Annotated in this window: 29 protein-coding genes; 16 read left to right on the forward strand and 13 right to left on the reverse strand. The window is 32.0% G+C overall.

Annotated elements, in window-relative coordinates:
* Nucleotides 1-98 precede the first annotated feature (98 nt).
* The 6 genes from M9Q43_RS00555 to M9Q43_RS00580 all read left to right on the forward strand — a co-directional run bounded on the left by M9Q43_RS00555 (nucleotide 99) and on the right by M9Q43_RS00580 (nucleotide 5,124).
* Nucleotides 99-653: a 30S ribosomal protein S16 gene (locus M9Q43_RS00555; RefSeq protein WP_262317042.1), complete on the forward strand. Its 555-nt coding sequence runs from the start codon at nucleotides 99-101 to the stop codon at nucleotides 651-653.
* A 15-nt stretch (nucleotides 654-668) separates the two neighbouring features.
* A complete protein-coding gene (gene rimM, locus M9Q43_RS00560) occupies nucleotides 669-1,196 on the forward strand; it encodes a ribosome maturation factor RimM (RefSeq protein WP_133608547.1) in 528 nt (175 codons plus the stop codon).
* Nucleotides 1,197-1,249: 53 nt separating this feature from the next.
* Nucleotides 1,250-1,909: a tRNA1(Val) (adenine(37)-N6)-methyltransferase gene (locus tag M9Q43_RS00565; RefSeq protein ID WP_262317043.1), complete on the forward strand. Its 660-nt coding sequence runs from the start codon at nucleotides 1,250-1,252 to the stop codon at nucleotides 1,907-1,909.
* Between the two features lie 199 nt (nucleotides 1,910-2,108).
* Nucleotides 2,109-3,287, forward strand: a complete 1,179-nt coding sequence (locus M9Q43_RS00570; RefSeq protein ID WP_133608551.1) for an acyl-CoA dehydrogenase family protein — start codon at nucleotides 2,109-2,111, stop codon at nucleotides 3,285-3,287.
* Nucleotides 3,288-3,411: 124 nt separating this feature from the next.
* A complete protein-coding gene (locus tag M9Q43_RS00575) occupies nucleotides 3,412-4,194 on the forward strand; it encodes a DUF3050 domain-containing protein (protein ID WP_262317044.1) in 783 nt (260 codons plus the stop codon).
* A 33-nt stretch (nucleotides 4,195-4,227) separates the two neighbouring features.
* Nucleotides 4,228-5,124, forward strand: a complete 897-nt coding sequence (locus tag M9Q43_RS00580) for a metallophosphoesterase (RefSeq protein WP_262317045.1) — start codon at nucleotides 4,228-4,230, stop codon at nucleotides 5,122-5,124.
* A gap of 29 nt (nucleotides 5,125-5,153) precedes the next feature.
* Here the strand turns inward: M9Q43_RS00580 and M9Q43_RS00585 are convergent, their stop codons facing one another.
* The 7 genes from M9Q43_RS00585 to trmB all read right to left on the reverse strand — a co-directional run bounded on the left by M9Q43_RS00585 (nucleotide 5,154) and on the right by trmB (nucleotide 9,979).
* Nucleotides 5,154-5,486, reverse strand: coding sequence for a 2Fe-2S iron-sulfur cluster-binding family protein (locus tag M9Q43_RS00585; RefSeq protein WP_262317046.1), 333 nt, complete (start codon nucleotides 5,484-5,486; stop codon nucleotides 5,154-5,156).
* A 76-nt stretch (nucleotides 5,487-5,562) separates the two neighbouring features.
* Complete coding sequence (locus tag M9Q43_RS00590; RefSeq protein ID WP_262317047.1) at nucleotides 5,563-6,621, reverse strand: NAD(P)/FAD-dependent oxidoreductase; 1,059 nt, start codon at nucleotides 6,619-6,621, stop codon at nucleotides 5,563-5,565.
* A 117-nt stretch (nucleotides 6,622-6,738) separates the two neighbouring features.
* Nucleotides 6,739-6,978: a NifU family protein gene (locus tag M9Q43_RS00595; protein ID WP_262317048.1), complete on the reverse strand. Its 240-nt coding sequence runs from the start codon at nucleotides 6,976-6,978 to the stop codon at nucleotides 6,739-6,741.
* Between the two features lies 1 nt (nucleotide 6,979).
* Entirely contained in the window at nucleotides 6,980-8,122 is a 1,143-nt protein-coding gene (locus tag M9Q43_RS00600; protein ID WP_262317049.1) for an Mrp/NBP35 family ATP-binding protein, read from the reverse strand.
* 161 nt (nucleotides 8,123-8,283) lie between these two features.
* On the reverse strand, nucleotides 8,284-8,619 hold the full coding sequence (locus M9Q43_RS00605; protein ID WP_262317050.1) for an MGMT family protein: 336 nt from the start codon (nucleotides 8,617-8,619) through the stop codon (nucleotides 8,284-8,286).
* Between the two features lie 5 nt (nucleotides 8,620-8,624).
* Nucleotides 8,625-9,251, reverse strand: a complete 627-nt coding sequence (locus tag M9Q43_RS00610) for a LysE family transporter (protein ID WP_262317051.1) — start codon at nucleotides 9,249-9,251, stop codon at nucleotides 8,625-8,627.
* Nucleotides 9,252-9,304: 53 nt separating this feature from the next.
* Nucleotides 9,305-9,979, reverse strand: coding sequence for a tRNA (guanosine(46)-N7)-methyltransferase TrmB (gene trmB / locus M9Q43_RS00615; RefSeq protein ID WP_262317052.1), 675 nt, complete (start codon nucleotides 9,977-9,979; stop codon nucleotides 9,305-9,307).
* A 120-nt stretch (nucleotides 9,980-10,099) separates the two neighbouring features.
* On the opposite strand from trmB, the gene M9Q43_RS00620 reads away from it, so the two are divergent.
* Both M9Q43_RS00620 and M9Q43_RS00625 read left to right on the forward strand, forming a co-directional pair.
* Entirely contained in the window at nucleotides 10,100-10,918 is an 819-nt protein-coding gene (locus tag M9Q43_RS00620) for a UDP-2,3-diacylglucosamine diphosphatase (protein ID WP_262317053.1), read from the forward strand.
* Between the two features lie 47 nt (nucleotides 10,919-10,965).
* Nucleotides 10,966-12,030: a glycosyltransferase gene (locus tag M9Q43_RS00625; protein ID WP_262317054.1), complete on the forward strand. Its 1,065-nt coding sequence runs from the start codon at nucleotides 10,966-10,968 to the stop codon at nucleotides 12,028-12,030.
* Here M9Q43_RS00625 and M9Q43_RS00630 read toward each other — a convergent pair.
* Both M9Q43_RS00630 and M9Q43_RS00635 read right to left on the reverse strand, forming a co-directional pair.
* Nucleotides 11,995-13,038 carry a sensor histidine kinase gene (locus tag M9Q43_RS00630; RefSeq protein ID WP_262317055.1) on the reverse strand — a complete coding sequence of 348 codons (1,044 nt, stop codon included), beginning with the start codon at nucleotides 13,036-13,038 and terminating at the stop codon, nucleotides 11,995-11,997. The two genes, M9Q43_RS00625 and M9Q43_RS00630, sit on opposite strands and share 36 nt — an antisense overlap.
* The gene (locus M9Q43_RS00635) at nucleotides 13,038-13,727 is read right to left on the reverse strand and encodes a response regulator transcription factor (protein WP_262317056.1); all 690 of its coding nucleotides are present in this window, start codon (nucleotides 13,725-13,727) and stop codon (nucleotides 13,038-13,040) included. Before M9Q43_RS00635 ends, M9Q43_RS00630 begins: the two co-directional genes overlap by 1 nt.
* Before the next feature lie 179 nt (nucleotides 13,728-13,906).
* On the opposite strand from M9Q43_RS00635, the gene M9Q43_RS00640 reads away from it, so the two are divergent.
* From M9Q43_RS00640 to M9Q43_RS00660, 5 genes are all read left to right on the forward strand, one after another.
* Nucleotides 13,907-16,687, forward strand: coding sequence for a TonB-dependent receptor (locus M9Q43_RS00640; protein ID WP_262317057.1), 2,781 nt, complete (start codon nucleotides 13,907-13,909; stop codon nucleotides 16,685-16,687).
* A gap of 146 nt (nucleotides 16,688-16,833) precedes the next feature.
* Complete coding sequence (locus tag M9Q43_RS00645) at nucleotides 16,834-17,979, forward strand: hypothetical protein (RefSeq protein ID WP_262317058.1); 1,146 nt, start codon at nucleotides 16,834-16,836, stop codon at nucleotides 17,977-17,979.
* 98 nt (nucleotides 17,980-18,077) lie between these two features.
* On the forward strand, nucleotides 18,078-18,428 hold the full coding sequence (locus M9Q43_RS00650; protein ID WP_408611225.1) for a T9SS type A sorting domain-containing protein: 351 nt from the start codon (nucleotides 18,078-18,080) through the stop codon (nucleotides 18,426-18,428).
* Between the two features lie 103 nt (nucleotides 18,429-18,531).
* Entirely contained in the window at nucleotides 18,532-19,389 is an 858-nt protein-coding gene (locus tag M9Q43_RS00655) for a T9SS type A sorting domain-containing protein (protein ID WP_262317059.1), read from the forward strand.
* Between the two features lie 101 nt (nucleotides 19,390-19,490).
* Complete coding sequence (locus M9Q43_RS00660; protein WP_262317060.1) at nucleotides 19,491-20,471, forward strand: LuxE/PaaK family acyltransferase; 981 nt, start codon at nucleotides 19,491-19,493, stop codon at nucleotides 20,469-20,471.
* Here the strand turns inward: M9Q43_RS00660 and tyrS are convergent.
* Nucleotides 20,464-21,771 (reverse strand): tyrosine--tRNA ligase, encoded by a 1,308-nt coding sequence (gene tyrS, locus M9Q43_RS00665; protein ID WP_262317061.1) that lies wholly within the window; start codon nucleotides 21,769-21,771, stop codon nucleotides 20,464-20,466. The two genes, M9Q43_RS00660 and tyrS, sit on opposite strands and share 8 nt — an antisense overlap.
* 102 nt (nucleotides 21,772-21,873) lie before the next feature.
* On the opposite strand from tyrS, the gene M9Q43_RS00670 reads away from it, so the two are divergent.
* Nucleotides 21,874-22,857 (forward strand): NAD-dependent epimerase/dehydratase family protein, encoded by a 984-nt coding sequence (locus M9Q43_RS00670; protein WP_262317062.1) that lies wholly within the window; start codon nucleotides 21,874-21,876, stop codon nucleotides 22,855-22,857.
* A gap of 16 nt (nucleotides 22,858-22,873) precedes the next feature.
* Here M9Q43_RS00670 and M9Q43_RS00675 read toward each other — a convergent pair whose 3' ends face one another.
* The 3 genes from M9Q43_RS00675 to M9Q43_RS00685 are packed head-to-tail and all read right to left on the reverse strand — an operon-like array spanning nucleotide 22,874 to nucleotide 25,299.
* Nucleotides 22,874-23,230 carry a DUF4296 domain-containing protein gene (locus M9Q43_RS00675; RefSeq protein WP_262317063.1) on the reverse strand — a complete coding sequence of 119 codons (357 nt, stop codon included), beginning with the start codon at nucleotides 23,228-23,230 and terminating at the stop codon, nucleotides 22,874-22,876.
* A complete protein-coding gene (locus M9Q43_RS00680) occupies nucleotides 23,231-24,577 on the reverse strand; it encodes a dihydroorotase (RefSeq protein ID WP_262317064.1) in 1,347 nt (448 codons plus the stop codon).
* Nucleotides 24,577-25,299 carry a polyprenol monophosphomannose synthase gene (locus M9Q43_RS00685; RefSeq protein ID WP_262317065.1) on the reverse strand — a complete coding sequence of 241 codons (723 nt, stop codon included), beginning with the start codon at nucleotides 25,297-25,299 and terminating at the stop codon, nucleotides 24,577-24,579. Before M9Q43_RS00685 ends, M9Q43_RS00680 begins: the two co-directional genes overlap by 1 nt.
* A 103-nt stretch (nucleotides 25,300-25,402) precedes the next feature.
* Here M9Q43_RS00685 and M9Q43_RS00690 point away from each other — a divergent pair, with 103 nt between their 5' ends.
* Both M9Q43_RS00690 and M9Q43_RS00695 read left to right on the forward strand, forming a co-directional pair.
* The gene (locus tag M9Q43_RS00690; protein ID WP_262317066.1) at nucleotides 25,403-26,068 is read left to right on the forward strand and encodes a DUF4271 domain-containing protein; all 666 of its coding nucleotides are present in this window, start codon (nucleotides 25,403-25,405) and stop codon (nucleotides 26,066-26,068) included.
* A 17-nt stretch (nucleotides 26,069-26,085) separates the two neighbouring features.
* The gene (locus M9Q43_RS00695; RefSeq protein ID WP_262317423.1) at nucleotides 26,086-26,835 is read left to right on the forward strand and encodes a uroporphyrinogen-III synthase; all 750 of its coding nucleotides are present in this window, start codon (nucleotides 26,086-26,088) and stop codon (nucleotides 26,833-26,835) included.
* Nucleotides 26,836-26,844 lie beyond the last annotated feature (9 nt).

Here is a 26,844-nt window from a genome sequence, read left to right on the forward strand (position 1 = left end):
ATATTTTTTTTGATAGTTAATATGTTTGTATTACAAAGTTTTATATATTTGCACCCTTAAATAACCGAGGTCGAGAACCTCAAATTAATCACAAGATTATGTCAGTAAAAATTAGATTACAAAGACACGGAAAAAAAGGGAAACCTTTTTATTGGGTTGTTGCAGCAGATGCAAGATCAAAAAGAGATGGTAAATTCTTAGAGAAAATCGGAACTTACAATCCAAACACAAATCCAGCAACTATTGATTTAAACTTGGACAAAGCTGTTCAATGGTTACACAATGGGGCTCAACCAACTGATACTGCTAGAGCGATTCTTTCTTACAAAGGTGCTTTATTAAAACACCATTTAGATGGAGGTATCAGAAAAGGTGCTTTAACTCAAGAGCAAGCAGATGCTAAATTAGCAGCTTGGTTAGACGAAAAAGCTGGTAAAGTTGATGCAAAAAAATCTGGTTTATCTAAAGCTGAAGCTGATGCAAAAGCAAAAGCTTTAAAAGCTGAACAAGAAGCAAACGCAAAACGTATTGCTGCTCAAGCTGAGGCTGCAAAAGCTGCTGAAGCTACAGAAGAAGTTGCTGAAGAAGTAGTTGAGGCTGCTGCAGAAGAAGCTCCTGCTGTTGAAGAAAACAACGAAGAAACTCAAGCATAATTTTACAGCGATTCCATGCGTAAAGAAGATTGTTTCTATTTAGGTAAAATCGCAAAAAAATTTAGTTTCAAAGGGGAAGTATTGGCGTATTTAGACACCGATGAACCCGAATTGTATCAAAATTTGGAATCAGTTTTTGTTGAAATCAACAAAAGTCTGGTTCCATTTTTTATTGAAAGTAGTTCGCTTCACAAAGAAAAATTCTTACGTGTTCGTTTTGAAGATATTCAAACCGAAGAAGAAGCAGACGAAATTATGGGAAGTGAAATCTATCTTCCACTTTCAATGTTACCAAAATTAGAAGGAACCCAATTTTATTACCACGAAGTAATTGGATTTGATGTTATCGACCTAATGAGAGGAAACATCGGAAAAATTGTTGCTATTAACGATAGTGGCGCTCAACCACTTTTCGAAATTGATAAAAACGGAACTGAAATTTTAATTCCGCTTATTGATGATTTCATCATTGCACTTGATAGAGCAAACAAAACCATTACTTTAGAAACTCCTGAAGGTTTGGTTGACCTTTATCTTGGATAATTCCAATGACTTTTACATTCAAACAATTTTCTGTTAATCAAGATCGTTGTGCTATGAAAATTGGCACTGATGGTGTATTACTTGGCGCTTGGACTCCATTAATCAATAACCCATTCAATGTTTTAGATATTGGAGCTGGAACTGGAATTTTATCCTTGATGTTAGCCCAAAGAAGTAACGCCGAACAAATTGATGCAATTGAAATTGACGAAGATGCTTACGAACAATGCGTAGAAAATTTTGAAGCTTCTCCTTGGGGTGATAAATTATTTTGTTTTCATGCAGGTTTGGATGAATTTGTTGATGAACCAGAAGACGAATACGATTTAATTATTTCCAATCCGCCTTTTTATACAGACGATTATAAAACTGATAATACTTCTAGAGATTTAGCACGTTTTGAAGACGCTTTACCTTTTGAAGAATTAATTGAAGCGGCTGCATTATTACTTTCGGATAACGGAATTTTTTCTGTGATTATTCCTTTTAAAGAAGAAGAGAGATTCGTTTCTTTATGTAAAGAATTGGATTTATTTCCATTAAAAATTACTCGTGTAAAAGGCACACCAACATCGGAAATCAAAAGAAGTTTATTGGCTTTTTGCAGAATGGAACAAACTCCTTTAATTGATGAGTTAGTCATTGAAATTTCTAGACATATTTACACTCCTGAATACATCGAATTAACGAAAGAATTCTACTTGAAGATGTAACCCTAGCCCAGATGGTAGCGGCATCCTTTTTGTTTTTTCTTACTCTTCTTTTAAAACAAAATAACGAAATGTCTTTAGAATTCGATAAAACAAAAAGATATAGCGAACAGCTGGAAAAAGCTTCTTAAAAAATTATAACACTTGTTAATTGATTTGTTAAAAATCTTTACTTACTTTTGTGACTTTCAAATCAAAAACTATGAGACCAGACTTATTTCAATCTCCAGATTATTATTTATTAGACGAATTATTATCTGACGAACATAAAATGGTGCGTGATGCTGCACGTGCTTGGGTAAAAAAAGAAGTATCTCCAATTATTGAAGAATACGCACAAAGAGCAGAATTTCCACATCAAATCGTAAAAGGTTTAGGAGAAATTGGTGGATTTGGTCCGTATATTCCTGTGGAATATGGCGGTGCTGGATTAGATCAAATTTCTTATGGATTAATCATGCAAGAAATTGAAAGAGGAGATTCAGGTGTACGTTCGACTTCATCTGTTCAATCTTCATTAGTTATGTATCCAATTTGGAAATACGGAAACGAAGAACAAAGAATGAAATATTTACCAAAATTAGCCACTGGAGAATTCATTGGTTGTTTTGGTTTAACTGAGCCAGATTTTGGTTCAAATCCAGGTGGAATGGTAACTAATTTTAAAGATATGGGCGATCATTATCTTTTAAATGGTGCTAAAATGTGGATTTCGAATGCGCCTTTTGCTGACATTGCAGTTGTTTGGGCTAAAAATGAAGAAGGAAGAATTCACGGATTAATCGTAGAAAGAGGAATGGAAGGTTTTTCAACTCCAGAAACACATAATAAATGGTCATTAAGAGCCTCTGCAACTGGAGAGCTTATTTTTGACAACGTAAAAGTTCCAAAAGAAAACTTATTACCAAACAAATCTGGATTAGGAGCACCACTAGGATGTTTAGATTCAGCACGTTATGGAATTGCTTGGGGAGCGATTGGAGCAGCAATGGATTGTTATGATACCGCTTTACGTTATTCAAAAGAGCGTATTCAGTTTGACAAACCAATTGGAGCAACTCAATTACAACAAAAGAAATTAGCTGAAATGATTACTGAAATCACGAAAGCGCAATTATTAACTTGGAGATTAGGTGTTTTAAGAAACGAAGGAAAAGCTACTACAGCCCAAATTTCGATGGCGAAAAGAAACAATGTTGATATGGCGTTAACAATTGCTCGTGATGCGCGTCAAATGCTTGGAGGAATGGGAATTACAGGTGAATATTCTATCATGAGACACATGATGAATTTAGAATCTGTAGTAACTTATGAAGGAACACACGACATTCACTTGTTAATTACAGGTATGGATGTAACTGGTTTCCCTGCATTCAAATAATTGAACAATAGATAAAATTGATACAAAATGCTTCTCTTTTTAGGGAAGCATTTTTACATTTGTAGTGTACGGATTCCAAACCAAAAAAGGTCGGAATTTCGTATATAGAAATAAAAATTGCCCTATGAATATTCAAACCATAAACCAATCGATTCAAAATCAGAAAGAACAATTATTAAATCATTCGTTATACAACAAAGTTAAAACGATTGAAGATTTACATTGTTTCTTAGAAAACCACATTTATGCGGTTTGGGATTTTATGTCGTTACTAAAAGCCTTGCAAAATAAATTAACTTGCACTACAACTCCGTGGTTACCCATTGGAAATCCAGAAATTCGTTATTTAATTAATGAAATTGTTGTAGCCGAAGAAACCGATTTAACATTGGACGGAACACGTCAAAGTCATTTTGAAATGTATTTAGATGCGATGACACAATGTGGTGCTTCAACAAATCAGATTAATGCATTTTTACAGAATGTAGAAGAAACGAAAAATATTTTTGTATCGATAAAGCAAAGTGATTTACATCCGAATGTGAAAGCGTTTTTAGATTTTACTTTCCGTGTGATTGAACAAGGAAAACCACACGAAATTGCAGCAGCTTTTACTTTTGGAAGAGAAGATTTGATTCCGAATATGTTTACCGAAATTTTAAAAAGCTTCCAACAAAACTTTCCTGAAACTGATTTGTCAAAACTAATTTACTATTTTGAAAGACATATTGAATTAGACGCAGACGAACACGGACCAATGGCAATGCAAATGATTGCAGAACTTTGTGGAGATTCAGAACAAAAATGGAATGAAGTTCAAGAAATTTCTGTTTTAGCTTTAGAAAAAAGAATTGGACTTTGGAATGCAATTGAAGAGCAAGTGGAACAAAAACTTGAAATGGCATAATTTTTATATATTTATGCTTCCAAAAAAAGAAGTATGTCATCTCAAACTCGTTTAACAAGAGCTTACAAAGAAGCCAAACGAATTCCATTTACCAATCAAGATAAATTTATTTTGTTTAGTGATTGTCATCGTGGAGATGCCAGTTTTGCTGATGATTTTGCCAATAATCGCAATATTTACATGCATGCTTTGAATCATTACTATAAAGAAAATTTTCAGTATATCGAATTAGGTGATGGTGATGAACTATGGGAAAACATCTTTTTTAAGACGATTTTTGAAGCAAATAAAAACATTTTTTTAGTACTCCAAAAGTTTTTCAATCAAGGAAAATTACACATGATTTATGGTAATCATGATTTCATTTTTCGAAATCCAAATACTGTAAAACGTGTTTTATCGGAATATTTTGAACCCAGAGAAGGAAAAAACGTACCGCTTTTCCCTGGCATAAAATATAACGAAGCTATTGTTTTAGAAAACACCGAAACCAAGCAAGAACTATTCTTAACACACGGTCATCAGGCTGATTTCATGAATTATGTGGGTTGGAAAATCAATCGTTTTTTGGTTCAAGTTCTTTGGAAACCTTTGCAAGTTTGGGGTATAAAAGACCCAACAAGTCCAGCAAAAAACTATGTAGAACTTATTAAAGTTGAGCGTAGAATTAAAAAATGGATTGCTGCAAACGGAAATAAAATTACAATTACAGGACATACGCACAGACCACGCTTCCCAAAACCACAAGACAATGCTTTGCATTATTTTAATGACGGAAGTTGTGTGCATCCAAGAAGCATTACAGGAATTGAAATTGTGGAAGGAACTATTACTTTAATCAAATGGTATATTGACACCACCGACAATGGTACGCTCCAAATTGTAAAAGAAGTTTTAGAAGGACCTTGTAAGTTGGAGGATTATAAATAAAAAAGCGAGAAAAAATTCTCGCTTTTTTATTATTGTTCTGGTGCTATTTCTAATTCTAAACCTTCTAAATCTTCGGTTATGTGAATTTGACAACCTAATCGTGAATTATCCTTTACGTGATAGGCTTCCCAAAGCATTGCTTCTTCATCTGGATTACGTTCTAATGAGATTACATCGTTTAAAACGTAACACTGACAAGAAGCGCACATGGCCATTCCGCCACAAACTCCAACAGTTCCTTCTTCGGCTAATTCATAAGAACGAATTAACTCCATGATGTTCATATTCATGTCGGTTGGGGCTAACACTTCGTGTTTAACTCCGTTTCTGTCGGTTATGAAAATGGTTATGTCTTGTGGCATTATTAGTTTCAAGTTTCAGGTTTCAAGTTTCAGGTTCGCTTAACATGAAACCTGAAACTTAAAACAAAATTTTTATTTAATCAATCGATTTTACAACGGCTTTTTCAGCTTCTTTTCTTGTTCCATCAAAACCATCTACTCCAGAAACGGTGGTGTATTTCAATACATAACGTTTTCCTGGATTGATTCTGTTGTAGACACTTTGGCACATTAAAGTCGCTTCGTGAAAACCACATAAAATCAATTTCAATTTCCCTGGATAGATATTTACGTCACCGATTGCATAAATTCCGTCGATGTTGGTTTGATAATCTAAAGCGTTATTTACTTTGATGGCGTTCTTTTCGATTTCTAATCCCCAGTTAGCAATTGGTCCTAACTTTGGTGTTAATCCGAAAAGCGGAATAAAATAATCACATTCTACTTTCATTCTAGCACCGTTAACTTCAATATCAACAGCGGTAATTCTTTCACTACCATTAAACCCAACAACTTCAGCAGGAGTAACTAATTTAATTTTTTCAGCGTTTTTTAATTCTTGTACTTTTTCTACTGAATCTAAAGCGCCACGAAATTCATTTCTTCTATGAACTAAAGTCACTGAATTCGCAACATTCGACAAGAAAATACTCCAATCTAAAGCTGAGTCACCTCCACCTGCAATTACGATATTTTTTCCACGGTATTTTTCTGGATCTTTTACGAAATAATCTACTCCACGGTCTTCTTTTTCATAGAACTCGATATCTTTTAAAATAGGTTTTCTTGGTTCAAAAGTTCCTAAGCCACCTGCAATTGCAATAGCTTTTGCTTGATGTTTTGTTCCTTCATTAGTGGTTACAATGAAGGTTCCGTCTTCTAATTTTTCAATGGTTTCAGCGGTTTCCCCTAACGTAAATCCAGGTTGAAACTGTTTGATTTGTTCCATTAAATTAGTCACCAAATCTCCAGCTAATACTGAAGGATAACCTGGAATATCGAAAATAGGTTTTTTGGGATACAACTCCGCTAACTGTCCTCCTGGCTGAGGCAAAGCATCAATAATATGACATTTTAACTGTAATAATCCGGCTTCGAAAACGGCAAAAAGTCCCGTGGGACCTGCGCCAATAATTAATATATCCGTTTGAATCATGTTTTAAAATCTTTTAGTTTTGTAAAGTTACAAATACTAAAATTTGCTATACGTTACAATAGTTACAAAGGTGCAAAATTGAATAATTCAACTATAACATAATATGATAATAATCAGTTATGCTATATTTTCTACTGTTTCAATTTGTGGAACATACTTTTTGATGGTAGTTTCTACACCTGCTTTCATAGTACTGATGCTTAAACTACAATTCGTACAAGCACCTTCTAAACGGACTTTTACGTGTTTATCATCAATAATTTCTACTAGTGAAATATTGCCACCATCAGAATTCAAAAACGGACGAATTTCCTCTAATGCTTTTTCAATATTATCTTTTATTTCTATTGTAGTCATATTATTTTCCTTTAACAGCAGAACATCCTGCCATTGTTGTTATTTTAATAGCTTCTGTAGGAGGCAAAGTTTCATTACGATTCACCGTTTCTTGCACTACATTTCTTGTGATATTTTCGAAAACACTTTCTAAAACTGAAGCCGTTTGCAATGCTGCTGGGCGACCGTAATCTCCTGCTTCGCGGATGCTTTGTACTAATGGCACTTCTCCTAACAAAGGCACTTGTAAATCTTCTGCTAAGTTTTTAGCACCTTCTTTACCAAAGATATAATATTTATTTTCAGGAAGTTCTTCTGGAGTAAAATACGCCATGTTTTCGATAATTCCTAAAACAGGAACATTGATAGATTCCGACATAAACATCGAAACTCCTTTTTTAGCATCGGCTAAGGCAACTGCTTGAGGTGTACTTACCACAACCGCACCGGTAATTGGCAACGATTGCATGATTGATAAGTGAATATCGCCTGTTCCTGGTGGTAAATCGATTAGCATGAAATCTAATTCGCCCCAGTTGGCATCAAAAATCATTTGGTTTAATGCTTTGGCTGCCATTGGACCTCTCCAAATAACCGCTTGGTCTGGCTTTGTGAAAAATCCGATAGACAAAATTTCTACACCATAACTTGAAACAGGTTGCATTTTTGATTTTCCGTCAACCTCAACTGAAATGGGTTTCGAATTTTCAACATCAAACATAATTGGCATTGAAGGTCCGTAAATATCGGCATCTAAAACACCAACTTTGAATCCCATTTTAGCTAATGTTACCGCAAGATTTGCTGTAATAGTAGATTTCCCTACACCACCTTTTCCTGAAGCAACAGCAATGATATTTGAAATTCCAGGAATTTGTTTCCCTTTGATTAAATTAGGGTTTTCTGGTTTTTCTGGTGCTTCCACCTTAATATTTACTTTTACTTTGGCTTTTTCGTACACTTTCTCGTGGATTACTTTTATGATATCCACTTCTGCGCGTTTTTTAATATGTAATGCTGGAGTTGATAAAAGTACATCAACTACAACTTCATCTCCAAAAGTGATTACATTTTGAATGGCGCCACTTTCGACCATATTTTTACCTTCACCAGCCACCGAAATGGTTTCTAATGCAGTTAAAATTTCTTTTCTATCTAGTTTCATTTTCTTGTTTAAGAGTTTATTAGTTTAAAAGTTAAAAGTGTTTTGCTTTTTATTTAAACTGAATATGAATTGCAAAGATAATAAGAACTTTATCAGTTTTAAAGTTTAGAAGTTTAAAGTTTTGTTATAGTTGAATTGTTAGAATTTATTGTGTGCCAAAATTAGAACTCTGGTTCCCAAAAGTGCTTTTCAAAATCTACGATTTGATTATCAACTACTTTAATTCCTTCGTTTTCTAGAAGTTGTTGCATTAAATTGGTGCCTTCAAAATGATGTTTGCCCGAAAGTAGTCCTTTTCTGTTAACAACTCTATGTGCTGGAACATCATCTAAATTATGAGAAGCATTCATAGCCCAGCCAACCATTCGTGCAGAACGAGCTGTTCCTAATGCTTTTGCGATAGCGCTATAAGAAGTAACTTTCCCTTCGGGAATTTGACGAGCAATTGTATATACTCGTTCAAAAAAGTTGTCGCTATTTGAAGTTGACTTTGCCAAAAAAATTAAAAATACATTTTATATATAGAAGAAATTGCCACAATTCCGGTTAATGCAGCAATTAAAAAATTGATGTTTTGAACAATAAAAGTAAGCTTATGTTCAATTAACTTAAAAAATTTGGCATATAAATAAAAAACAAAATAAGTTCCAACAGTTGCTGACACTGAAAACAATATAATAGAAATCATATCATACTGAAACAGATCTTTTGAAGACATCATTAAACTAGTTAAAGCATACCAAGGAATTGCAAACATGTTAAAAGAAGACATTGCCATTCCGTAAAAAAAGCGGTTTCTTTTTTTATCGATAGTAACTTCAATATCTTTTTTCTTTTTAGCATTAAAACCCATTATTGTAAAAGCAATGGTTAACCCAATGAAGATAAAAGTTCCAATCTTTTTTAAACCTTCACTAAAAACAGGATTTGCATCTAAAAACTTTGCGAAATAAGTTCCTAAAAAACTTTGAATAAAAACCACTACAACTGCTCCTAAAGCAAAATTTAGAGCTTGTTTTTGATTTTCTTTTATACTGATTTTAGCAATCGTCATATTCAACATGCCTGGAATAATGATACCGCCAATGGAAATTATCAAACCTAAAAAAAATGCTAAAACAAATGTCATAAATTGATTTTTATCAAAAGTAAGGAACAATATTGAAATGAATGTAACAAAAATTACTTAATTCTAAACTGAATATACGTAATTGGTTTATTCACTTCTAAATATTGACTTTCATAAAATGTCTGAATTCCAGTTACTTCTGCTGGAGCACCTTCGTTTTTATAGATGTTATGATTGGCATAAATTACTTCATGACCTTCACCATGTAACAATCCTAAAGTATAACCGTGCATAAACTCTGAATCGGTTTTTAAATGCATTAATCCGTTTGGTTTCAGAATTTTTTTATAATTATTCAAAAACTCAGAATTGGTCATTCTGTGCTTGGTTCTTTTGTATTTGATTTGTGGATCTGGAAAAGTAATCCAAATTTCAGAAACTTCATTTTCGGCAAAAATATGATTAATTAATTCGATTTGCGTTCGCACAAAAGCCACATTATTCATACCTGAATCAACAGCCGTTTTAGCACCACGCCAAAATCTTGCCCCTTTGATATCAATTCCAATAAAATTTTTTTCTGGACTTCTTTCTGCTAAACCAACAGAATATTCGCCTTTTCCACAACCTAATTCTAAAACAATTGGGTTATCGTTTTTAAAGAACTCGCTGTTCCACTTTCCTCTCAACGGAAATTCGTTCCCTACTACTTCTTCTCTTGTTGGTTGAAAAACATTAGCAAACGTTTCGTTTTCGCTAAATCTTTTTAATTTATTTTTACTTCCCACTATTTCTCTAAATTTTTGGGCAAAATTAAGCAAATAATTAGCACTACAAATAAACTTTTAATAATGTTTCAGTAACCTTAACATTAGATTGATTTTGGTATTTTGCTTAAAATTTTTATTTTGAAGAAAAGAAAGGTAGAAGTTGTTGTAATTTCAGATGTTCATTTAGGAACTTATGGTTGTCATGCAAAAGAATTATTAGCTTATTTATCTTCCATAAAACCAAAAACTTTAATTCTAAATGGCGATATTATTGATATTTGGCAGTTTAGAAAGTCCTATTTCCCGGCAAGTCATTTAAATGTGATTAAAAAAATAATTTCGTTAAGTTCAAAAGGAACGAAAGTGCATTATTTAACAGGAAATCACGATGAATTCTTGCGAAAATTTACCGATTTACATCTTGGGAATTTAAGTCTTGAAAATAAATTAGTTTTAGAATTAGACGGAAAAAAAGCATGGATTTTTCATGGTGATGTCTTTGATGCTTCGATAACTCATGCAAAATGGTTGGCAAAATTAGGCGGTTGGGGTTATGATACATTAATTTTAATCAATCGTTTTTTAAACTGGGTTTTGGCTAAATTTAAAAAAGAACCTTATTCTTTATCAAAAAAAATAAAGAGTAATGTAAAATCTGCTGTAAAGTTTATTTCCAATTTTGAATCAGTTTGTACGGAATTAGCAATCAAAAACAAGTATGATTATGTGATTTGCGGTCACATTCACGAACCAAAAATGGAAACCATAAAAAATGATAAAGGCTCTACATTATATTTAAATTCGGGCGATTGGATTGAAAACCTAACCGCATTAGAATACAACAAGAAAAAATGGAAATTATACAAGCACGAAGTCAATAAAGTTGAAGTCGATGAGGAATATAATTTTGATAGCGAAAATAAATTAGCAGAACAATTCATTTCTTTAATAAAATAATAGTCCATTTGAAAAGTTGATGCTTAACTTTGTAGTAACAAAATAGAATGAATAAAAATATACTCATAGCGCCATTAAATTGGGGATTAGGTCACGCCACACGATGCATTCCAATTATAAAAGCATTGGAACAAAATGGCTTTACACCAATTATTGCTTCTGACGGAGTAGCTTTAGCTCTACTAAAAAAAGAATTCCCACATATAATCGCCATCGAATTACCTGGTTATAATATTTCGTATGCCGAAAACGGTAAAAACTTCAAATGGAAATTAGTTGCCCAAATGCCAAAAATGTTTCGTGCCATTCGAAAAGAAAAAGCATTGGTACGAAAAATTATAGCAAATTATGAAATTGCAGGCATTATTTCAGATAATCGATTAGGTGTTTATTCAAAAAGTGTTCCTTCTGTTTTTATGACTCACCAATTGAATGTTCTTTCTGGGAAAACATCTTGGTTTACCACAAAAGTACATTCAAATTACATTTCTAAGTTTAATGTATGTTGGGTTCCAGATACTGATAAATTCCCAAACCTTTCAGGTAAATTAGGACATTTAGAAAAACCATTGAAAAAAACAATTTATATTGGTCCATTGAGTAGATTCGAAAAAAAATCATTATCCATAAAGTATGATTTAATGGTTATTTTATCCGGTCCAGAACCACAACGAACACTTTTAGAAGAAAAACTGATTGAAGAATTACAAGCGTATCCAAAAGAGATTTTGTTTGTAAAAGGTGTTATTCAAAACGAACAAAAAACGTGGAAAGAAAACCATATTACGTATTATAATTTCATGAATTCTGAACAATTAAATACTGCTTTTAATGAAAGTGAGATGGTGTTATGTCGTTCAGGTTACACAACAGTTATGGATTTGGCTAAATTAGATAAAAAAGCTTTTTTTATTCCAACTCCAGGCCAATACGAACAAGAATATTTAGCAAAAAAATACAAAACCGAAGGCATTGCGCCAAGCTGTAAACAAGAAAAATTTAAATTGGAAAAACTTTCAAAAATTGATGTTTATAAAGGTTTACAAAATTATGCCACAGCTATTGATTGGGAAAATTTATTTAGCCTTTTCCATGGTAAAAGAGAATTCTGAACCAACGCCAAACTGACTTTCAACATAGATTTTTTCGTTGTGTCCTTCAATAATGTGTTTTACAATTGCTAAACCTAAACCAGAACCACCTTCGCTTCTAGCGCCACTTTTATCCACACGGTAAAAACGTTCAAATAATCGCGGAATGTGTTGTTTCTCGATACCTTCACCATTATCGGTAATACGAATAATTACTTTATTGTTTACTAAATCTTCGATACCAACTTCGGTTGTTCCACCTTCTTTACCATATTTAATAGAGTTTACTACTAAATTTGTAACCACTTGTTGCACTTTTTCTTGATCGCCAATAATCCAAATAGGTTTTGCGTATTTGTTATCAAAAGTTAATGTAATGTGTTTTTTTGAAGCACGCATTTCTAACAAATCAAAAACATTTTGAATTACTTCAATAATATTAAATTTTGATACATCTAAATTAATATCTCCTGTTTCTAATTTGGTAATCATATCTAAATCTTTAACGATATAGATTAGGCGTTCAACTCCTTTTTCTGCACGTTGCAAATATTTTTTTCGGATGTTTTTGTCATCCATTGCGCCATCTAAAAGTGTGAGTAAATAACCTTGAACGGTAAAAAGAGGTGTTTTTAATTCATGAGAAACGTTCCCAAGAAATTCTCTTCGGTATTCTTCTCTAATTTTTAAGGTTTCAATTTCAAGTTTTTTATCGCGGGCAAATTTTTGAACTTCTTTTGTCAAAGTTGCCATATCTGTAGTAATGGGTTGGTTTCTAAACGATGTGTTTTCAAGTAAAGAAACGTCGTCATATATTTTTTTTACTCTTTTGTAGATAAATGTTTCAACTCTGTATTGAATTAATAAAAAAGAAAAAACAAACAAGCAAAGTGCAAATCCGAAAACAAAAAACAATTGTAATGGGGCATTAAAAAAATGATATAACAAAAACACTCCTAAGAAAAAAAGTGTAATGTATGCTGAAGACTTAAAGGCAAACTTATATGATTTCTTAAAATTTAATTGCATTAAAATTCGATTTTATAACCCACTCCTTTTATGGTTTTAAAGAAATCGTCTCCAATTTTTTCTCTTAATTTCCTGATGTGCACATCTATAGTTCTACCACCAACAACCACTTCATTTCCCCAAACACGGTCTAATATTTCTTCTCTTGTGAATACTTTTCCAGGCTTTGTTGCTAACAAATAAAACAATTCAAATTCTTTTCGAGGTAAGATAATTTCAACGCCGTCTTTGATGATTTTGTATTCTTCACGATTAATTTCAATATTACCAACTTTTAAAGTTGTACTTGAAGAAGCGCTTTCACTACCATTTAATCTTCTTAATAGTGCTTTGACTTTACTAACTAAGACCTTAGGTTTAATTGGTTTCGCTATGTAATCATCTGCCCCAGCATCAAAACCTGCTACTTGCGAATAATCTTCAGAACGAGCGGTTAAAAACGTAATTATTGTATCTTGAAGTTCAGGAATTCTTCTAATGTTTTCACAAGCTTCCATACCATCCATTTCAGGCATCATAACATCCATAATAATTAGCTGTGGAAGTTCTTTTTTTGCTTTTGCAATGGCTTCTTTACCATTAGAAGCCGTTACAATCTGATAGCCTTCTTGAGATAAATTATATCCTACAATTTCTAAGATATCTTGCTCATCATCAACTAATAAGATTTTAATCTCTTTTTTTTTCATTACAAAAATTGTTATGTTTTGGATTGTAAAGGTAAAGATAAATTAAAATGTTTTTAGCTGTTAACAATTATTTAATCTATTAACATTAAAGTAACGCATTAGCAACCAATTAATAATAAACCAGTAACCTTATTGTAATACGCTGACAGTTTCTTTGCACCAAAATTAACAACACTACAATGAAACTACGTTTTTTATTATTATCACTTTTATTCAGCGCATTTGCAATTGCTCAAACTGCAACCGTATCTGGTGTTATTCTTGACAAAGAAATGAATAACGAACCTTTACCTTTTGCCAACATAATGATTAAAGGTACAAAAACAGGAACCACTACCGATGAAAACGGTAAATACACCTTAAAACTTAAACCTGGAAGTTATACTTTAGTAATTGGATTTTTAGGTTATGACACTAAAGAAATTCCATTCACAGTTAAAGCTAATGAAAAAAAGGTCATTAACTACACCTTAGAATCTAATGGTGTTATGTTAGATGATGTTGTAGTAATTCAAACCGTTTCTAAAGAAAAAGAAAGCGCTTTGTTACAAGAACAACAAAAAGCTGTCGAAATTAAGCAAAGTATTGGAGCCGAAGAAATTTCTAAAAAAGGAATTAGTGATGTGGCAGCCGCTGTTGTTAAAACTACAGGAATTACAAAACAAGAAGGAACAGGAAATATTTATGTTAGAGGTTTAGGCGACCGATACAATACAACAACAATGAATGGATTGCCATTACCATCTAATAATGCTGCAAGAAAAAATATTTCTCTTGATATTTTTTCTACAGATATTGTCGAATATATTGGAATTGACAAAACTTTCAATTACAAAAATTATGGTGATTTTGCTGGAGCGAATATAGATATTGTTTCTAAAAACTTCAAGGCTTCTTCAATGTTAGAAATTGGAACAGGATTTGGAATGAATTCAAACGCTATTGGTCAAGATAAATTTTACCAACAAGACGGACCTAACTTTCATGGTTTTGGAACAGAAGAAATTCCAAACAACCCTCTAGGAAGTTATAATTTCAACACAAGTTGGGATAAAAGCGCTGCAACACCAATAGATGGTTCTTTATTTATAAGAGGTGGAAAATCATTTAATGTAGGTTCAAATGGAAAACTTAGTCTTTTTGCAAACGCATCATTTGATAACGGTTACAAATATAATGAAGGTGTTTCAAGAGGTGGAGTAAATGTTCAAGGTGTTGCTAAAAGAAATTTATTTAAAAAATCATTTGATTATCAAACAAATTCAAATGCCTTACTTAATATAAATTATAAAATCAATAGTAATCACAACATTAGAATCAATTCAATGTTAATTAATTCTTCATCTCAAAAACACGATGAATACAACGGTGTAATTGATATTTTTGATAGCGCACCAGATGGTGGAGGATTTATTCGTCGCTCTACATTTGATAGAACTACTTTATTGATTAATCAATTGTTAGGAGAACACAAACTTACCGAAAGAATTAATTTTGACTGGGGTGTTTCATACAATATGATGAAAAACGTTATTCCTGACAGAATGCAAAATATTTTTGTGCCATTAGACAATGATAATCCAACAACATCAACTTTAATTACATCAACTTTAAACCAGTCTGACAATCACAGATATTATCAAGAAATGACCGATGATGAAATTGCAGGCAACTTTAACTTATCTTATAAATTTGGAAAAAACGAAGACGATAAATATAAAGGTAAAATTATTGCAGGCTACAGCGCAAGATATAAAGAAATTAATTTTGATGCAACGCAATTTAATTTCAATATTTTAGTTCCAGACAGCGAATTACCTTTCATAGATTTGAATAATATTGACGGTTTCTTTAATCAAAATAGCATTGATTTAGGATACTACAATATTCAAACATTTAATGGTGGTTTAGGTAGCCCAAATGCATTAAAACCACAAAACTTTAATGGACAACAAATAATTTCTGCTGGTTATGGAGCAATTGAATACCAATTCACGCCAAAATTATTTGTAATTGCAGGATTTAGAAGCGAATTTATCATTCAAGATATTAAATACACTACAGCTTTAGCTCCTAGCGGTGGTAAAAAGAATTTTGATACAATGGAATATTTACCAATGTTAAATGCTAAATATGAAGTTAACGAAAAACAAAACTTAAAGCTTGCTGCAAGTAAAACCTACACATTACCACAATTTAAAGAAAGAGCACCTTTCCAATTTGAAGATGTAAATCAAGTGTATTTTGGAAATCCATTTTTATACAATTCAACTGATTATAATGTAGATGTTAAATGGGAATATTTTCCTAAAAACGGAGAAGTTATCTCGGTAACTGGTTTTGGTAAATTAATTCAAAATCCAATCAATGAAGTTACTGTTGCTTCAGCTACAAATGACATTTCTTGGGTAAACTCTGGTGATAAAGCAACAGGAATTGGAGCTGAATTAGAATTTAGAAAAAATTTATATACTATTGAAGATAGCTCAAACGAAAAAAACTCAAACTTAGGTTTCGGATTAAACATTTCATATTTATATACCAATCAAGATTTAGAACCAGCAAAAGTTATAAAAGAAACTAACGGAACAATAAATGTTGCTTTTACCGAAAAAGAATCTCGTTTAACGGGAGCTTCAGATTTATTAATTAATTCAGATTTAAGCTACAATAAATCTTTTTCAAAAGACAAATCAATAACTGCAACTTTAGCTGGAAATTATTTTTCAGACAGAATCAGTGCTTTAGGCTCATACGGAAAAGGAAATTTAGTAGATAGCGAAGTAATAGCGTTAGACTTTATATTAAAATTCAAATTGAATAAGAATATAGGAATTGGATTCAGTGCAAAAAACTTAACAGATCCTACAATTGAAAGAAAACAAGATATTCAAAACGTAGTTGTTGATTCATATAAAAAAGGAAGAAATTTCAGCTTATCAATGAAATATACATTCTAAACAATAAATTAACAATTTAGAAAAATTCAGAACTCACAATGTTGATTTCTGATTTTTTTTTTAATAATCAAATAACATTTACATAAGAATCAAGTAATTAGAATGCAATAAGTTTGCTTCAAATTATTAAACAAATAACACAAATTATGAAAAAATTAGTTTTAGCTACTTTAGCATTAACTGCACTTTTAATTACTTCTTGTTCAAGAGAAGATGATTCAACAGGTAGTAACTCAGTAACTATCAACCCAGCAGATTTTAAAGGTGAATTATTAAGCGGACAATCTGCTACTTTAGACCCAACTCAAGTTTATAACTTAACTGGTTCTTTTGTAGTAAGAGGTGGTGCTACATTGACCATTCCTGCAGGAACAAGAATTGAAGCTACAGGCGGAACTGCTTCTTATATTGCAGTTGCTCAAGATGGTTTAATTTACGTAAATGGAACATCAACAAACCCTGTTGTTATGACAAGTGGAAACGCAGTTAAAGCAACTGGTGATTGGGGTGGTTTAGTAATTTGCGGAAGAGCAAACACAAACAAAGGTGGTTCAACAGGTCAAACTGCAACAGCTGAAGTTTCAGACCTAACTTATGGAGGAACAGAAGACAACGATAGTTCAGGAGTAATCCGTTACTTAAGAGTTGAATATACTGGTGCTGCATTTACATCTGATAAAGAATTTAATGGTGTATCATTTTTTGGTGTAGGTAATGGAACTATTGTAGAATATGTTCAAGCATATAAAAGTGGAGATGATGGAATTGAGTTTTTTGGCGGAACAGTAAACGCAAAATACTTAATCGCTTTACATAGTGAAGATGATGCAGTTGACTTTGCTGATGGTTTTTCAGGAACTCTTGAAAATGTTTTTATTAAAGACGTAGCAAAAGCGGGTGTAGAAGGTTCAAACAATGGAGATAATGGTAATGCAACTCCAACAACTGATGCTACATTAAAAAACTTTACAATCTTAAAAGGTGACTTAGCTGGTTCAGAACATGGAATGTATCTAAAAGAAGGTGCTGGAAAATGGGACTGTCAAAACATTTATATTGATGGTTTTACAAAAGGTTTAAAAATCAAAAATTCAACTGATGATCCAGCAGCAAACACAAATGTAGACAACGGAAATATAGTATTTAATCCTATCTATTTTGGAGCATCAATCACAACTCAATCAGAATACGCTGGTACAAACTCAACTTACTTAACTACTGGAACAAACACAGGAGCAGGTAATAGTGGAGCAACACCAAGCTGGGCAACTGGATGGACAGCTGGTTTTTAATACAAACCCACATAAATGTTAAAAATCCCTCAGATTTGAGGGATTTTTTATTTGGCATTGTATTTGTACTTATTTTTTAATATCTTTACACTTTAGTTATGATGCGAATGATAAAAAAATACACTCATATTATTTTCTTACTAGTTGTTTTATTTTCTTTCAGTGCACAAGCGCAGGAAAATAAACCATTTGCTATATCTAAAACACAAGAACCTTCAATTGAAGGACTTACAATATACCCCAACCCTGTAAACTCTGGGAAAATTTTTATTACTACTAAATCATCTCTAGATAAAAAAGTAGAAATTTTTAACGTACTTGGTAAAAAAGTACTGGAAACAGTTATTACTTCAAAAGAAGTAAATGTGAGCCATTTAGAAGCAGGCGTTTACATCATTAAAATCAAAGAAGGAGAAGCTTCTGCTACTAGAAAACTAATTATCAACTAGTTGATTTACTGAATTACTGAAATTTAATTTTAAGTTAACACCTAAATATTAGTCTAAAACTTAAAAACTATTTATCTTTGTACCATAATTTAATTTTATAGATATGAAAAAACTTTACACTTTATTATTATCATTAGGAGCAACTTTTAGTTTTGCACAAACACCAGTTTTAACAGCTGTCGTTGACGGTCCTTGTACAGGAGGCTACCCTAAAGTATGTGAAATTTATGCTAATGGAACTGTTGATTTTACAGCATTCACACTTCAAAATCAAACTAACGCTAGTACTACATGGGGAGCAAATTTAGACTTAACTCCACTTGGAACAAGAACAAATGAATTTGTTTATGTTGTATTAACTGGAGGAAATTTGTCTATTGCAACTAATGAATTCCCAGGTATTACAGCAGCAAATTCAATTGAAAATGGTGTTGTAAACCTAAATGGAGATGATAGATTAAGAATAATAAATACAGCTACTACTGCTGTTATCGACCAATTTGGAGTTTCAGATGTTGATGGTACTGGAACATCTTGGGAATGGTTAGACACTTATGCAAAAAGAAATAACGGAACTGGCCCAGACGCAGGTTTTGTTGAAGCAAATTGGACTATAGCTCCAATCAATACTCTTGATACTGCTGGTACATGTTTAGCTTCACCTGGTCCTCAATTACAAACTATTGTTCAATTAGGTAACTTTACATTATCATCTTCATCATTCAACGCAATTGAAGGTTTAACTATGTATCCAAATCCATTAAAAGGAAATACATTATATTTGACTTCTACAGCTAATGCTGATATGTCAGTTCAAATTTTTGATGTATTAGGTAAAGAAGTTGTTAATTCTAATGTAATCAATAACACAGTAAACGTTTCAAGTTTAAATTCTGGAGTTTACATTGTAAAAGTTACTGAAGAAGGAAAAACCGCTACAAGAAAATTAGTTATTCAATAATTTAGATGCTGAAACTAGTTCAGCATTACAAAATATAAGAAAGCATCAACGAAAGTTGGTGCTTTCTTATTTAAGATAAAATTGTTTCCTATTTTTGCAGCATGATTTCACAAGAAGACATTTTCCAAATTAGCTCTAAAAAAGAATTTGAAAAAATTACTTTAAAAGTTTTTCGTCATCAGTACGATAACAATTTGGTGTACCAACAATTTTGTAACTTCTTGAAGAAAAACAAAAACAATGTGAAATCATTAACCGAAATTCCTTTTTTACCCATTCAGTTTTTTAAAAGTCATAACGTTTTAAGTTCTACTGAACAGATTCAGCAAACGTTTACAAGTAGCGGAACAACCGGAATACAAACCAGCAAACATTTGGTTACCGATATAAGTTGGTACGAAATGAGTTATCGTTTAGGCTTTTCAGAATTCTATGGAAATATTGAAGATTATTGTGTTTTAGCCTTGCTCCCATCCTATTTAGAGCGCGAGGGTTCATCATTGATTTACATGGTGGAAGATTTAATTCAAAGTAGTAATCATGAAGATTCTGGGTTTTATTTAAATAATTACGATGAATTGATTTCGAAACTAATTGAATTAGATAATTCAGGTCAGAATGTGATTTTAATTGGAGTTACTTATGCTTTATTAGATTTGATTGAGAAGCAAAATTTTCAATTAAAAAACACCATTATTATGGAAACCGGTGGCATGAAAGGCAAACGCAAAGAAATGATTCGCGAAGAGTTACACACTATTTTATGTAACGGATTCGGTGTTTCTAAAATTCATTCTGAATATGGCATGACTGAACTACTTTCTCAAGCGTATTCTCTTGGCGATGGTGTTTTCGAATGTCCTCAATGGATGCAAGTTCTTATTCGTGATACAGAAGATGCCTTAACTTATGTTTCCGAAGGAAAAACTGGTGGAATTAATGTTATTGATTTAGCCAACATCAATTCGTGTTCGTTTATTGCTACGCAAGATTTGGGCAAAAAATATCCCAACCATTCTTTCGAAGTGTTGGGACGTTTTGACAATTCTGATATTCGTGGTTGTAACCTGATGGTTATTTAACCTTAATCACGTAATAATTTTTCTTTCCTTTTTGCAACAACAAGAATTGATTGTTGATTAAATCTTCTTTCGTAATGATTTTATCTTCACCCACTTTCTCTTTGTTTAAAGAAATCGAGTTTTGTTTCAATTCTCTACGAGCATCACTGTTAGAAGCTAAGAAGTTTGTTTTTGCTGCTAATGCAGCAATCATATCCAAACCTGCATTCAAATCTTCCATTGAAATTTCAGCTTGAGGAACGCCATCAAATACTTCTAAAAACGTTTTCTCATCTAACTTTTTCAACTCATCCATTGACGGACTAAAAAACGCGTTTGAAGCCGCAATAGCATTTTCTAAATCTGCTGCAGAATGTACCATAATAGTAATTTCTTCTGCCAAACGTTTTTGCAATGCTCTTAAATGTGGCGCTTCGTTGTGTTCTGTAATTAATTTTTCAATTGTTTCTTTATCTAAGAACGTGAAAATTTTAATGTATTTTTCAGCATCAACATCGGTAGAATTTAACCAAAATTGGTAAAATTTATAAACCGAAGTTTTATCAGCATCTAACCAAACGTTTCCACCTTCCGATTTTCCAAATTTTGAACCGTCAGCTTTTGTAATTAATGGTGTGGTTAACGCGAATGCTTTTGATTTTTCATCGTTACCAACATTCATTCTTCTTACCAATTCTGTACCCGTAGTAATATTTCCCCATTGGTCGCTTCCACCCATTTGAAGTAAACAATTATAATGTTTATTCAAATGATAAAAATCGTAGCCTTGAATTAATTGATACGTAAATTCAGTAAAACTCATTCCTTCAGCACCTTCTTCTCCACTTAAACGTTTCTTTACAGAATCTTTAGACATCATGTAGTTTACAGTGATACGTTTTCCAATATCACGAGCAAAATCAATGAATGAAAAATCTTTCATCCAATCGTAATTATTTACTAGAATTGGAGCGTTTTCATCTTTCGCATCAAAATCTAAAAAGCGAGATAAAACACTCTTAATTCCTTCTACATTATGATTCAAAGTAGCTTCATCTAACAAATTTCTTTCATTAGATTTTCCAGAAGGATCGCCAATCATTCCAGTTGCTCCACCCACTAATGCAATGGCTTTATGACCCGATTTTCTCAAGTGCATTAATAGAATAATTTGCACTAAACTTCCAATATGTAAAGAGTCTGCCGTTGGATCAAAACCAATATAAGCTGTGGTAGCTTCTTTTAGTAATTGCTCTTCTGTTCCAGGCATCATATCATGAAACAAACCTCTCCAACGTAATTCTTCTACTAAATTCTTCATTTTGCGATTTAATTTTGGCAAAGATAACTTTTAGTTTAAAAGTTTAAAAGTTTGAAGGTTTAAAAGTTAGCCTCTTTTTAAAAGAATTGCTATTTTTACGTCATGATTTTAGTCACAGGAGCAACAGGTTTAGTAGGTTCGCATTTATTGGTTAAACTTCTTCAAGAAAATGAGGAGGTAAAAGCGCTATTTCGTTCTGAAAAACAGATTGAAAAAGTAAAGAATGTTTTTGCTTTTCATCATCAAACCGCTCTTTTTGATAAAGTCAATTGGGTAAAAGGCGATATTACTGATATTCCTTCATTAGAAATTGCTTTTGAAAATGTTACCCATGTGTATCATTGTGCAGCTTTGATTTCATTTAATCCAAATGATGAAGAGAAACTTCGGAAATCTAATATTGAAGGAACAGCTAACGTTGTAAACTGTTGCATTGATTTTGGCGTGAAAAAATTGTGTCATGTGAGTTCGATTGCAGCGCTTGGCGATACTAAAGAACACGAAATCATTATTACTGAAGAAACCGAATGGAATCCTGAAAAATTACATGGTGATTATGCCATTACAAAATTTGGTGCCGAAATGGAAGTTTGGCGTGGTTTCCAAGAAGGTTTGGAAGTTGTAATTGTGAATCCGGGTGTGATTTTTGGTTATGGTTTTCCAAAACAAGGAAGTGATATTATTGTGCAATCGGTAAAAAAAGGGCTTTCGTTTTATACAAAAGGAAGCATTGGCATTGTCGCTGTGGAAGATGTAACCAATTGCATGTTTCAATTAATGAAAAGTACTATTTCTGGCGAACGCTATATTTTAGTGGGAGAAAATGTAATTCTAAAAGATTTTATAACTTATTTAGCAACCCTTTTGAATATAAAACCACCAACTATTTATGCATCAAAAACAATGACATCTATTGCATGGAGATTGGATTGGTTAATTGCAAAAATTACAAACCGAAAAAGGAAACTTACAAGAGCAACTGCAAAAGCATCGCATTCTGTTCATATTTATGATACTTCAAAAATAGTTACAGCTTTAAATTATTCTTTTCAAAAAAAGGAAACGTATTTAACTAAAATAATTTAGTTCTTTAAGGATGTTTTTATTTTTTTATAATTGAATCTTTTTTAGTCTCTGACGAAGATTTAATTTCGTCTAATCGAGCTAAAACTTCTTGATACATTTTTTTGTATTTTCTAGTATCTGCAGCGTAGTACTTTTGATTTTGATAATAGGTTGTACTATCAATCTTATACTTTTCATAAATGAATGAATTCACTTTTATGTTGTTCTCAGCTAAACGATAAGTCATTGTACCATCTGCTGCCTGCAAAATAGCAATATCGAATAAAATATTTGTCATTACTTCATCATCTAACAAATTATCAGGTTTTGGCACCGGATTTTTTGAACATGAAATAATAAAAACGACCGCAAATATTCCTAAAAACTTTTTCATCTATATATTTCTATCAAATAATAAACGTTGACCTACTTTTGTTTCTTTAACTTTTCCATTAGCATATACTAATTTTCCGTTAACAAAAGTATGCGTAACTCTCGATTTAAAGTTATAACCTTCAAACGGAGACCATCCGCATTTGTATAAAATATTTTCTTTTTTAACATTCCAAGGCAAATAAGCATTTACGATAGCAATGTCTGCAAAATATCCTTCTTTAATGAATCCACGATTCTCAATTTTGAAAATTTTTGCCGGATTATGACACATTTTTTCTACAATCTTTTCCACCGAAATTTTTCCTTGATGATGTGCTTCAAACATTGCCACAAGAGCATGTTGTACTAAAGGTCCGCCAGAAGGACAAGTGGTATATGAATTTATTTTTTCTTCTAATGTATGAGGAGCATGATCTGTTGCAATAACATCAATTCGATCATCTAATAAAGCTTTCCACAACGCATCTTTATCAGCCTGTGTTTTTACTGCAGGATTCCATTTGATCAATGAACCTTTCGCATCATAATCAGCATCTGTAAACCACAAATGGTGTACACAAACTTCTGCTGTAATTTGTTTTTCTTCTAACGGAATTTTATTTGTAAAAAGTTCCATTTCTTTTGCTGTTGACAAATGAAAAACATGTAAACGTGCACCTGTTTTTTTTGCCAGTGCAATTGCTTTTGATGAAGACAAATAACACGCTTCTGCACTACGAATTAGGTGATGATATTTCATTGGAATATCGTCGCCAAATTCTTCTTTATATTTTTCTAAATTTGCTTTTATCGTTGCTTCATCTTCACAATGAACAGCAATTAGCATTTTTGTAGATGAAAAAATCTTTTCTAAAACTTCTTGATTATCCACCAGCATATTTCCTGTAGAAGAACCTAAAAACAATTTAATTCCGGCAACGTTTCTTGGATTGGTTTTTAAAACTTCCTCCAAATTATCATTCGTTCCTCCCATCATAAACGAATAATTCGCATAAGATGTTTGAGAAGCAATTTGGTATTTATCTTCTAAAAGTTCTTGAGTAACCGCATTTGGAACCGTATTTGGTTGCTCAATGAACGAAGTAATTCCGCCAGCAACTGCTGCTCTACTTTCAGTTTCAATTGTTCCTTTGTGTGTTAAACCTGGCTCTCTAAAATGCACTTGATCGTCGATTGCGCCAGGAATTACATAACTTCCTTCTGCATCGATAATTACACAATTTGACGATTTAGGACTTATTTTTTCAGCAATTTCTTTAATGATTTCATTTTCAATTAATATATCACCTTCAAAAACAGCACCTTCGTTTACAATTTTGGCATTTCTAATTAAATATGTATTCATTATAATCTATTAAATATTTTTCTTAACCTCAACATTATCACTCCTACTACGGCTTCGCGAATAATTCCGCCACTCATTTTTGATTGTCCTTTTGTTCTATCTGTAAAAATAATTGGAACTTCTACAATATTAAATTTATTAACAAATGCGCGGTATTTCATTTCAATTTGAAAAGCATAACCAACGAATTTTATTCTGTCGAGATTAATTTTTTCTAAAACAATTCTTCTATAACATTTAAAACCTGCGGTTGCATCAGCAATTTTCATGCCTGTAATCATTCGCACATAAACCGATGCAAAATAAGACAATAAAACACGACTTAATGGCCAGTTGACAACATTAACTCCATTTGAATATCTTGAACCAATAGCTACATCTGCTCCGTTTTCGCAAGCCGCTAATAATTTTTCTAAATCGTTAGGGTTATGAGAAAAATCGGCATCCATTTCAAAAATATATTCATACCCGTTCGAAAGCGCCCATTTAAAACCATGAACATATGCTGTACCAAGACCCGCTTTTTTAGTTCGAACTTCCAAAAATAACTGATTTTCAAATTGTTTTTGCAATGTTCTTACCGCTTCGGCAGTTCCATCTGGAGAATTATCATCTACAATTAAAACATGAAATGTGGTTGACAAAGCAAACACTGCAGTTATAATTGCTTCAATATTTTCAATTTCGTTATACGTAGGGATTATGACAACGCTTTTGTCCATTGATGAATTAATTTTGATGCAAAAATAAGCTATTTCTTCGCTAAAATTCTTAATAATTTTATAATAATAAATATGAAACTATTTTTTGTAATTTTGCGCTAATATGTTAGCAATACAATTACAGGAACGAATTATAGAAAGCAAAGACTGGGCAACTATTTTGTTTGTGCTTTGCGTAGGTATTATTGCCGTAAACAAAACCATTTCTTCTGTTCGATTTAACGAATTTATCCGTTTAGCTTATTCTGATAAATATACAAAAATTTATAAAGACAGTAGCAATTTAATGAGCGGATTTACTGTTTCAATGTTTGTTCTACAATTATTTTCTTTCTCGTTTTTTACATTATTGGTATTGAATCAATTTGACAAAGCAGAAAAAACAAACGGAATTGTTTATATTCAAATATTTACTTTTTTAACCGTTTTTATTTTATCGAAGTTTCTAATCGAAAAAATTGTGGCAACGGCATTTAAAATCGAAGAATTTAATGAGCAATTTAATTTGCTAAAAGTAAATTATCGTGCTTACTTTGGATTCATCCTTTTACCAGTTAACATTATTTTATTTTATAACTCATTTGATTCAAAATTGTTTTTTTGGATACTTCTTGTTGCATTATTCGTAATAAACATAACAACTTACATCGTTGCATTGAAATTATATCAAAATTTACTGATGCGTAAAATATTTTATTTTATTTTGTATCTTTGCACCCTTGAAATAGCACCTTACTATTTTATTTATAATTGGTTTACAAAAAATTAGAGAGAAATATGTCAAATTTGAAAGTGAAAACAATATTAGTTTCACAACCAGAGCCTAAAGTAGAAAATTCTCCTTATTTTGAGCTTCAAAATAAACTGAAAGTAAAGGTTGATTTTAGACCTTTCATCCATGTAGAAGGTGTTCCTGCCAAAGAAGTACGTGCACAAAAAATTGACTTAAATAATTATACGGCTATTATATTAACGAGTAGAAATGCTGTTGACCATTTTTTTAGAGTCGCAGAAGAAATGCGTTATAAAGTACCTGAAGATTTAAAATATTTCTGTCAGTCAGAAGCAGTTGCTTTTTACTTACAACGTTATGTTGTCTATAGAAAAAGAAAAATATATGTGGGACAAAAAGACTTTGTAGATATGTCTTCACTTATTAAGAAATATAAAGACGAGAAGTTTTTATTACCTTCTTCTGACCAATTAAATGCTGATGTTCCTCAAACACTTGACGGATTAAAAGTAGATTGGACACAAGGAACATTTTACAGAACGGTAATGAGTGATTTAACAGATCTGAAAGATGTCTATTATGATATTTTAGCATTTTTTAGCCCAACAGGAATTAAATCATTATTCAAAAATTTCCCAGATTTTAAACAAAATAACACTCGAATTGCAGTGTTTGGAAGTACAACTCAAAAAGAAGCTTTAGAACACGGCTTACGTGTAGACATTATGGCACCAAGCCCTGGAACACCTTCTATGACTGGAGCTTTAGAAAAGTATGTAGCTGAAGCAAACAAAGGAAAATAAGTTTAATTC

The sequence above is a fragment of the Flavobacterium odoriferum genome (genome assembly GCF_025499515.1).
Classification (GTDB): Bacteria; Bacteroidota; Bacteroidia; order Flavobacteriales; family Flavobacteriaceae; genus Flavobacterium; species Flavobacterium odoriferum.

Bases quoted from the DNA above. Each gene is read 5' to 3' on its own strand.
- M9Q43_RS00675 (WP_262317063.1), bottom strand. From the start codon at position 23,230: ATGAAAAAGTTTTTAGGAATATTTGCGGTCGTTTTTATTATTTCATGT.
- M9Q43_RS00640 (WP_262317057.1), top strand. From the start codon at position 13,907: ATGAAACTACGTTTTTTATTATTATCACTTTTATTCAGCGCATTTGCA.
- M9Q43_RS00565 (WP_262317043.1), top strand. From the start codon at position 1,250: ATGAAAATTGGCACTGATGGTGTATTACTTGGCGCTTGGACTCCATTA.
- M9Q43_RS00645 (WP_262317058.1), top strand. From the start codon at position 16,834: ATGAAAAAATTAGTTTTAGCTACTTTAGCATTAACTGCACTTTTAATT.
- tyrS (WP_262317061.1), bottom strand. From the start codon at position 21,771: ATGAAGAATTTAGTAGAAGAATTACGTTGGAGAGGTTTGTTTCATGAT.
- M9Q43_RS00590 (WP_262317047.1), bottom strand. From the start codon at position 6,621: ATGATTCAAACGGATATATTAATTATTGGCGCAGGTCCCACGGGACTT.
- M9Q43_RS00670 (WP_262317062.1), top strand. From the start codon at position 21,874: ATGATTTTAGTCACAGGAGCAACAGGTTTAGTAGGTTCGCATTTATTG.
- M9Q43_RS00650 (WP_408611225.1), top strand. From the start codon at position 18,078: ATGATGCGAATGATAAAAAAATACACTCATATTATTTTCTTACTAGTT.
- M9Q43_RS00585 (WP_262317046.1), bottom strand. From the start codon at position 5,486: ATGCCACAAGACATAACCATTTTCATAACCGACAGAAACGGAGTTAAA.
- M9Q43_RS00690 (WP_262317066.1), top strand. From the start codon at position 25,403: ATGTTAGCAATACAATTACAGGAACGAATTATAGAAAGCAAAGACTGG.
- M9Q43_RS00570 (WP_133608551.1), top strand. From the start codon at position 2,109: ATGAGACCAGACTTATTTCAATCTCCAGATTATTATTTATTAGACGAA.
- M9Q43_RS00635 (WP_262317056.1), bottom strand. From the start codon at position 13,727: ATGAAAAAAAAAGAGATTAAAATCTTATTAGTTGATGATGAGCAAGAT.
- M9Q43_RS00580 (WP_262317045.1), top strand. From the start codon at position 4,228: ATGTCATCTCAAACTCGTTTAACAAGAGCTTACAAAGAAGCCAAACGA.
- M9Q43_RS00610 (WP_262317051.1), bottom strand. From the start codon at position 9,251: ATGACATTTGTTTTAGCATTTTTTTTAGGTTTGATAATTTCCATTGGC.
- M9Q43_RS00685 (WP_262317065.1), bottom strand. From the start codon at position 25,299: ATGGACAAAAGCGTTGTCATAATCCCTACGTATAACGAAATTGAAAAT.
- M9Q43_RS00555 (WP_262317042.1), top strand. From the start codon at position 99: ATGTCAGTAAAAATTAGATTACAAAGACACGGAAAAAAAGGGAAACCT.
- M9Q43_RS00630 (WP_262317055.1), bottom strand. From the start codon at position 13,038: ATGCAATTAAATTTTAAGAAATCATATAAGTTTGCCTTTAAGTCTTCA.
- M9Q43_RS00600 (WP_262317049.1), bottom strand. From the start codon at position 8,122: ATGAAACTAGATAGAAAAGAAATTTTAACTGCATTAGAAACCATTTCG.
- M9Q43_RS00655 (WP_262317059.1), top strand. From the start codon at position 18,532: ATGAAAAAACTTTACACTTTATTATTATCATTAGGAGCAACTTTTAGT.
- M9Q43_RS00595 (WP_262317048.1), bottom strand. From the start codon at position 6,978: ATGACTACAATAGAAATAAAAGATAATATTGAAAAAGCATTAGAGGAA.
- M9Q43_RS00680 (WP_262317064.1), bottom strand. From the start codon at position 24,577: ATGAATACATATTTAATTAGAAATGCCAAAATTGTAAACGAAGGTGCT.
- M9Q43_RS00575 (WP_262317044.1), top strand. From the start codon at position 3,412: ATGAATATTCAAACCATAAACCAATCGATTCAAAATCAGAAAGAACAA.
- M9Q43_RS00625 (WP_262317054.1), top strand. From the start codon at position 10,966: ATGAATAAAAATATACTCATAGCGCCATTAAATTGGGGATTAGGTCAC.
- rimM (WP_133608547.1), top strand. From the start codon at position 669: ATGCGTAAAGAAGATTGTTTCTATTTAGGTAAAATCGCAAAAAAATTT.
- M9Q43_RS00660 (WP_262317060.1), top strand. From the start codon at position 19,491: ATGATTTCACAAGAAGACATTTTCCAAATTAGCTCTAAAAAAGAATTT.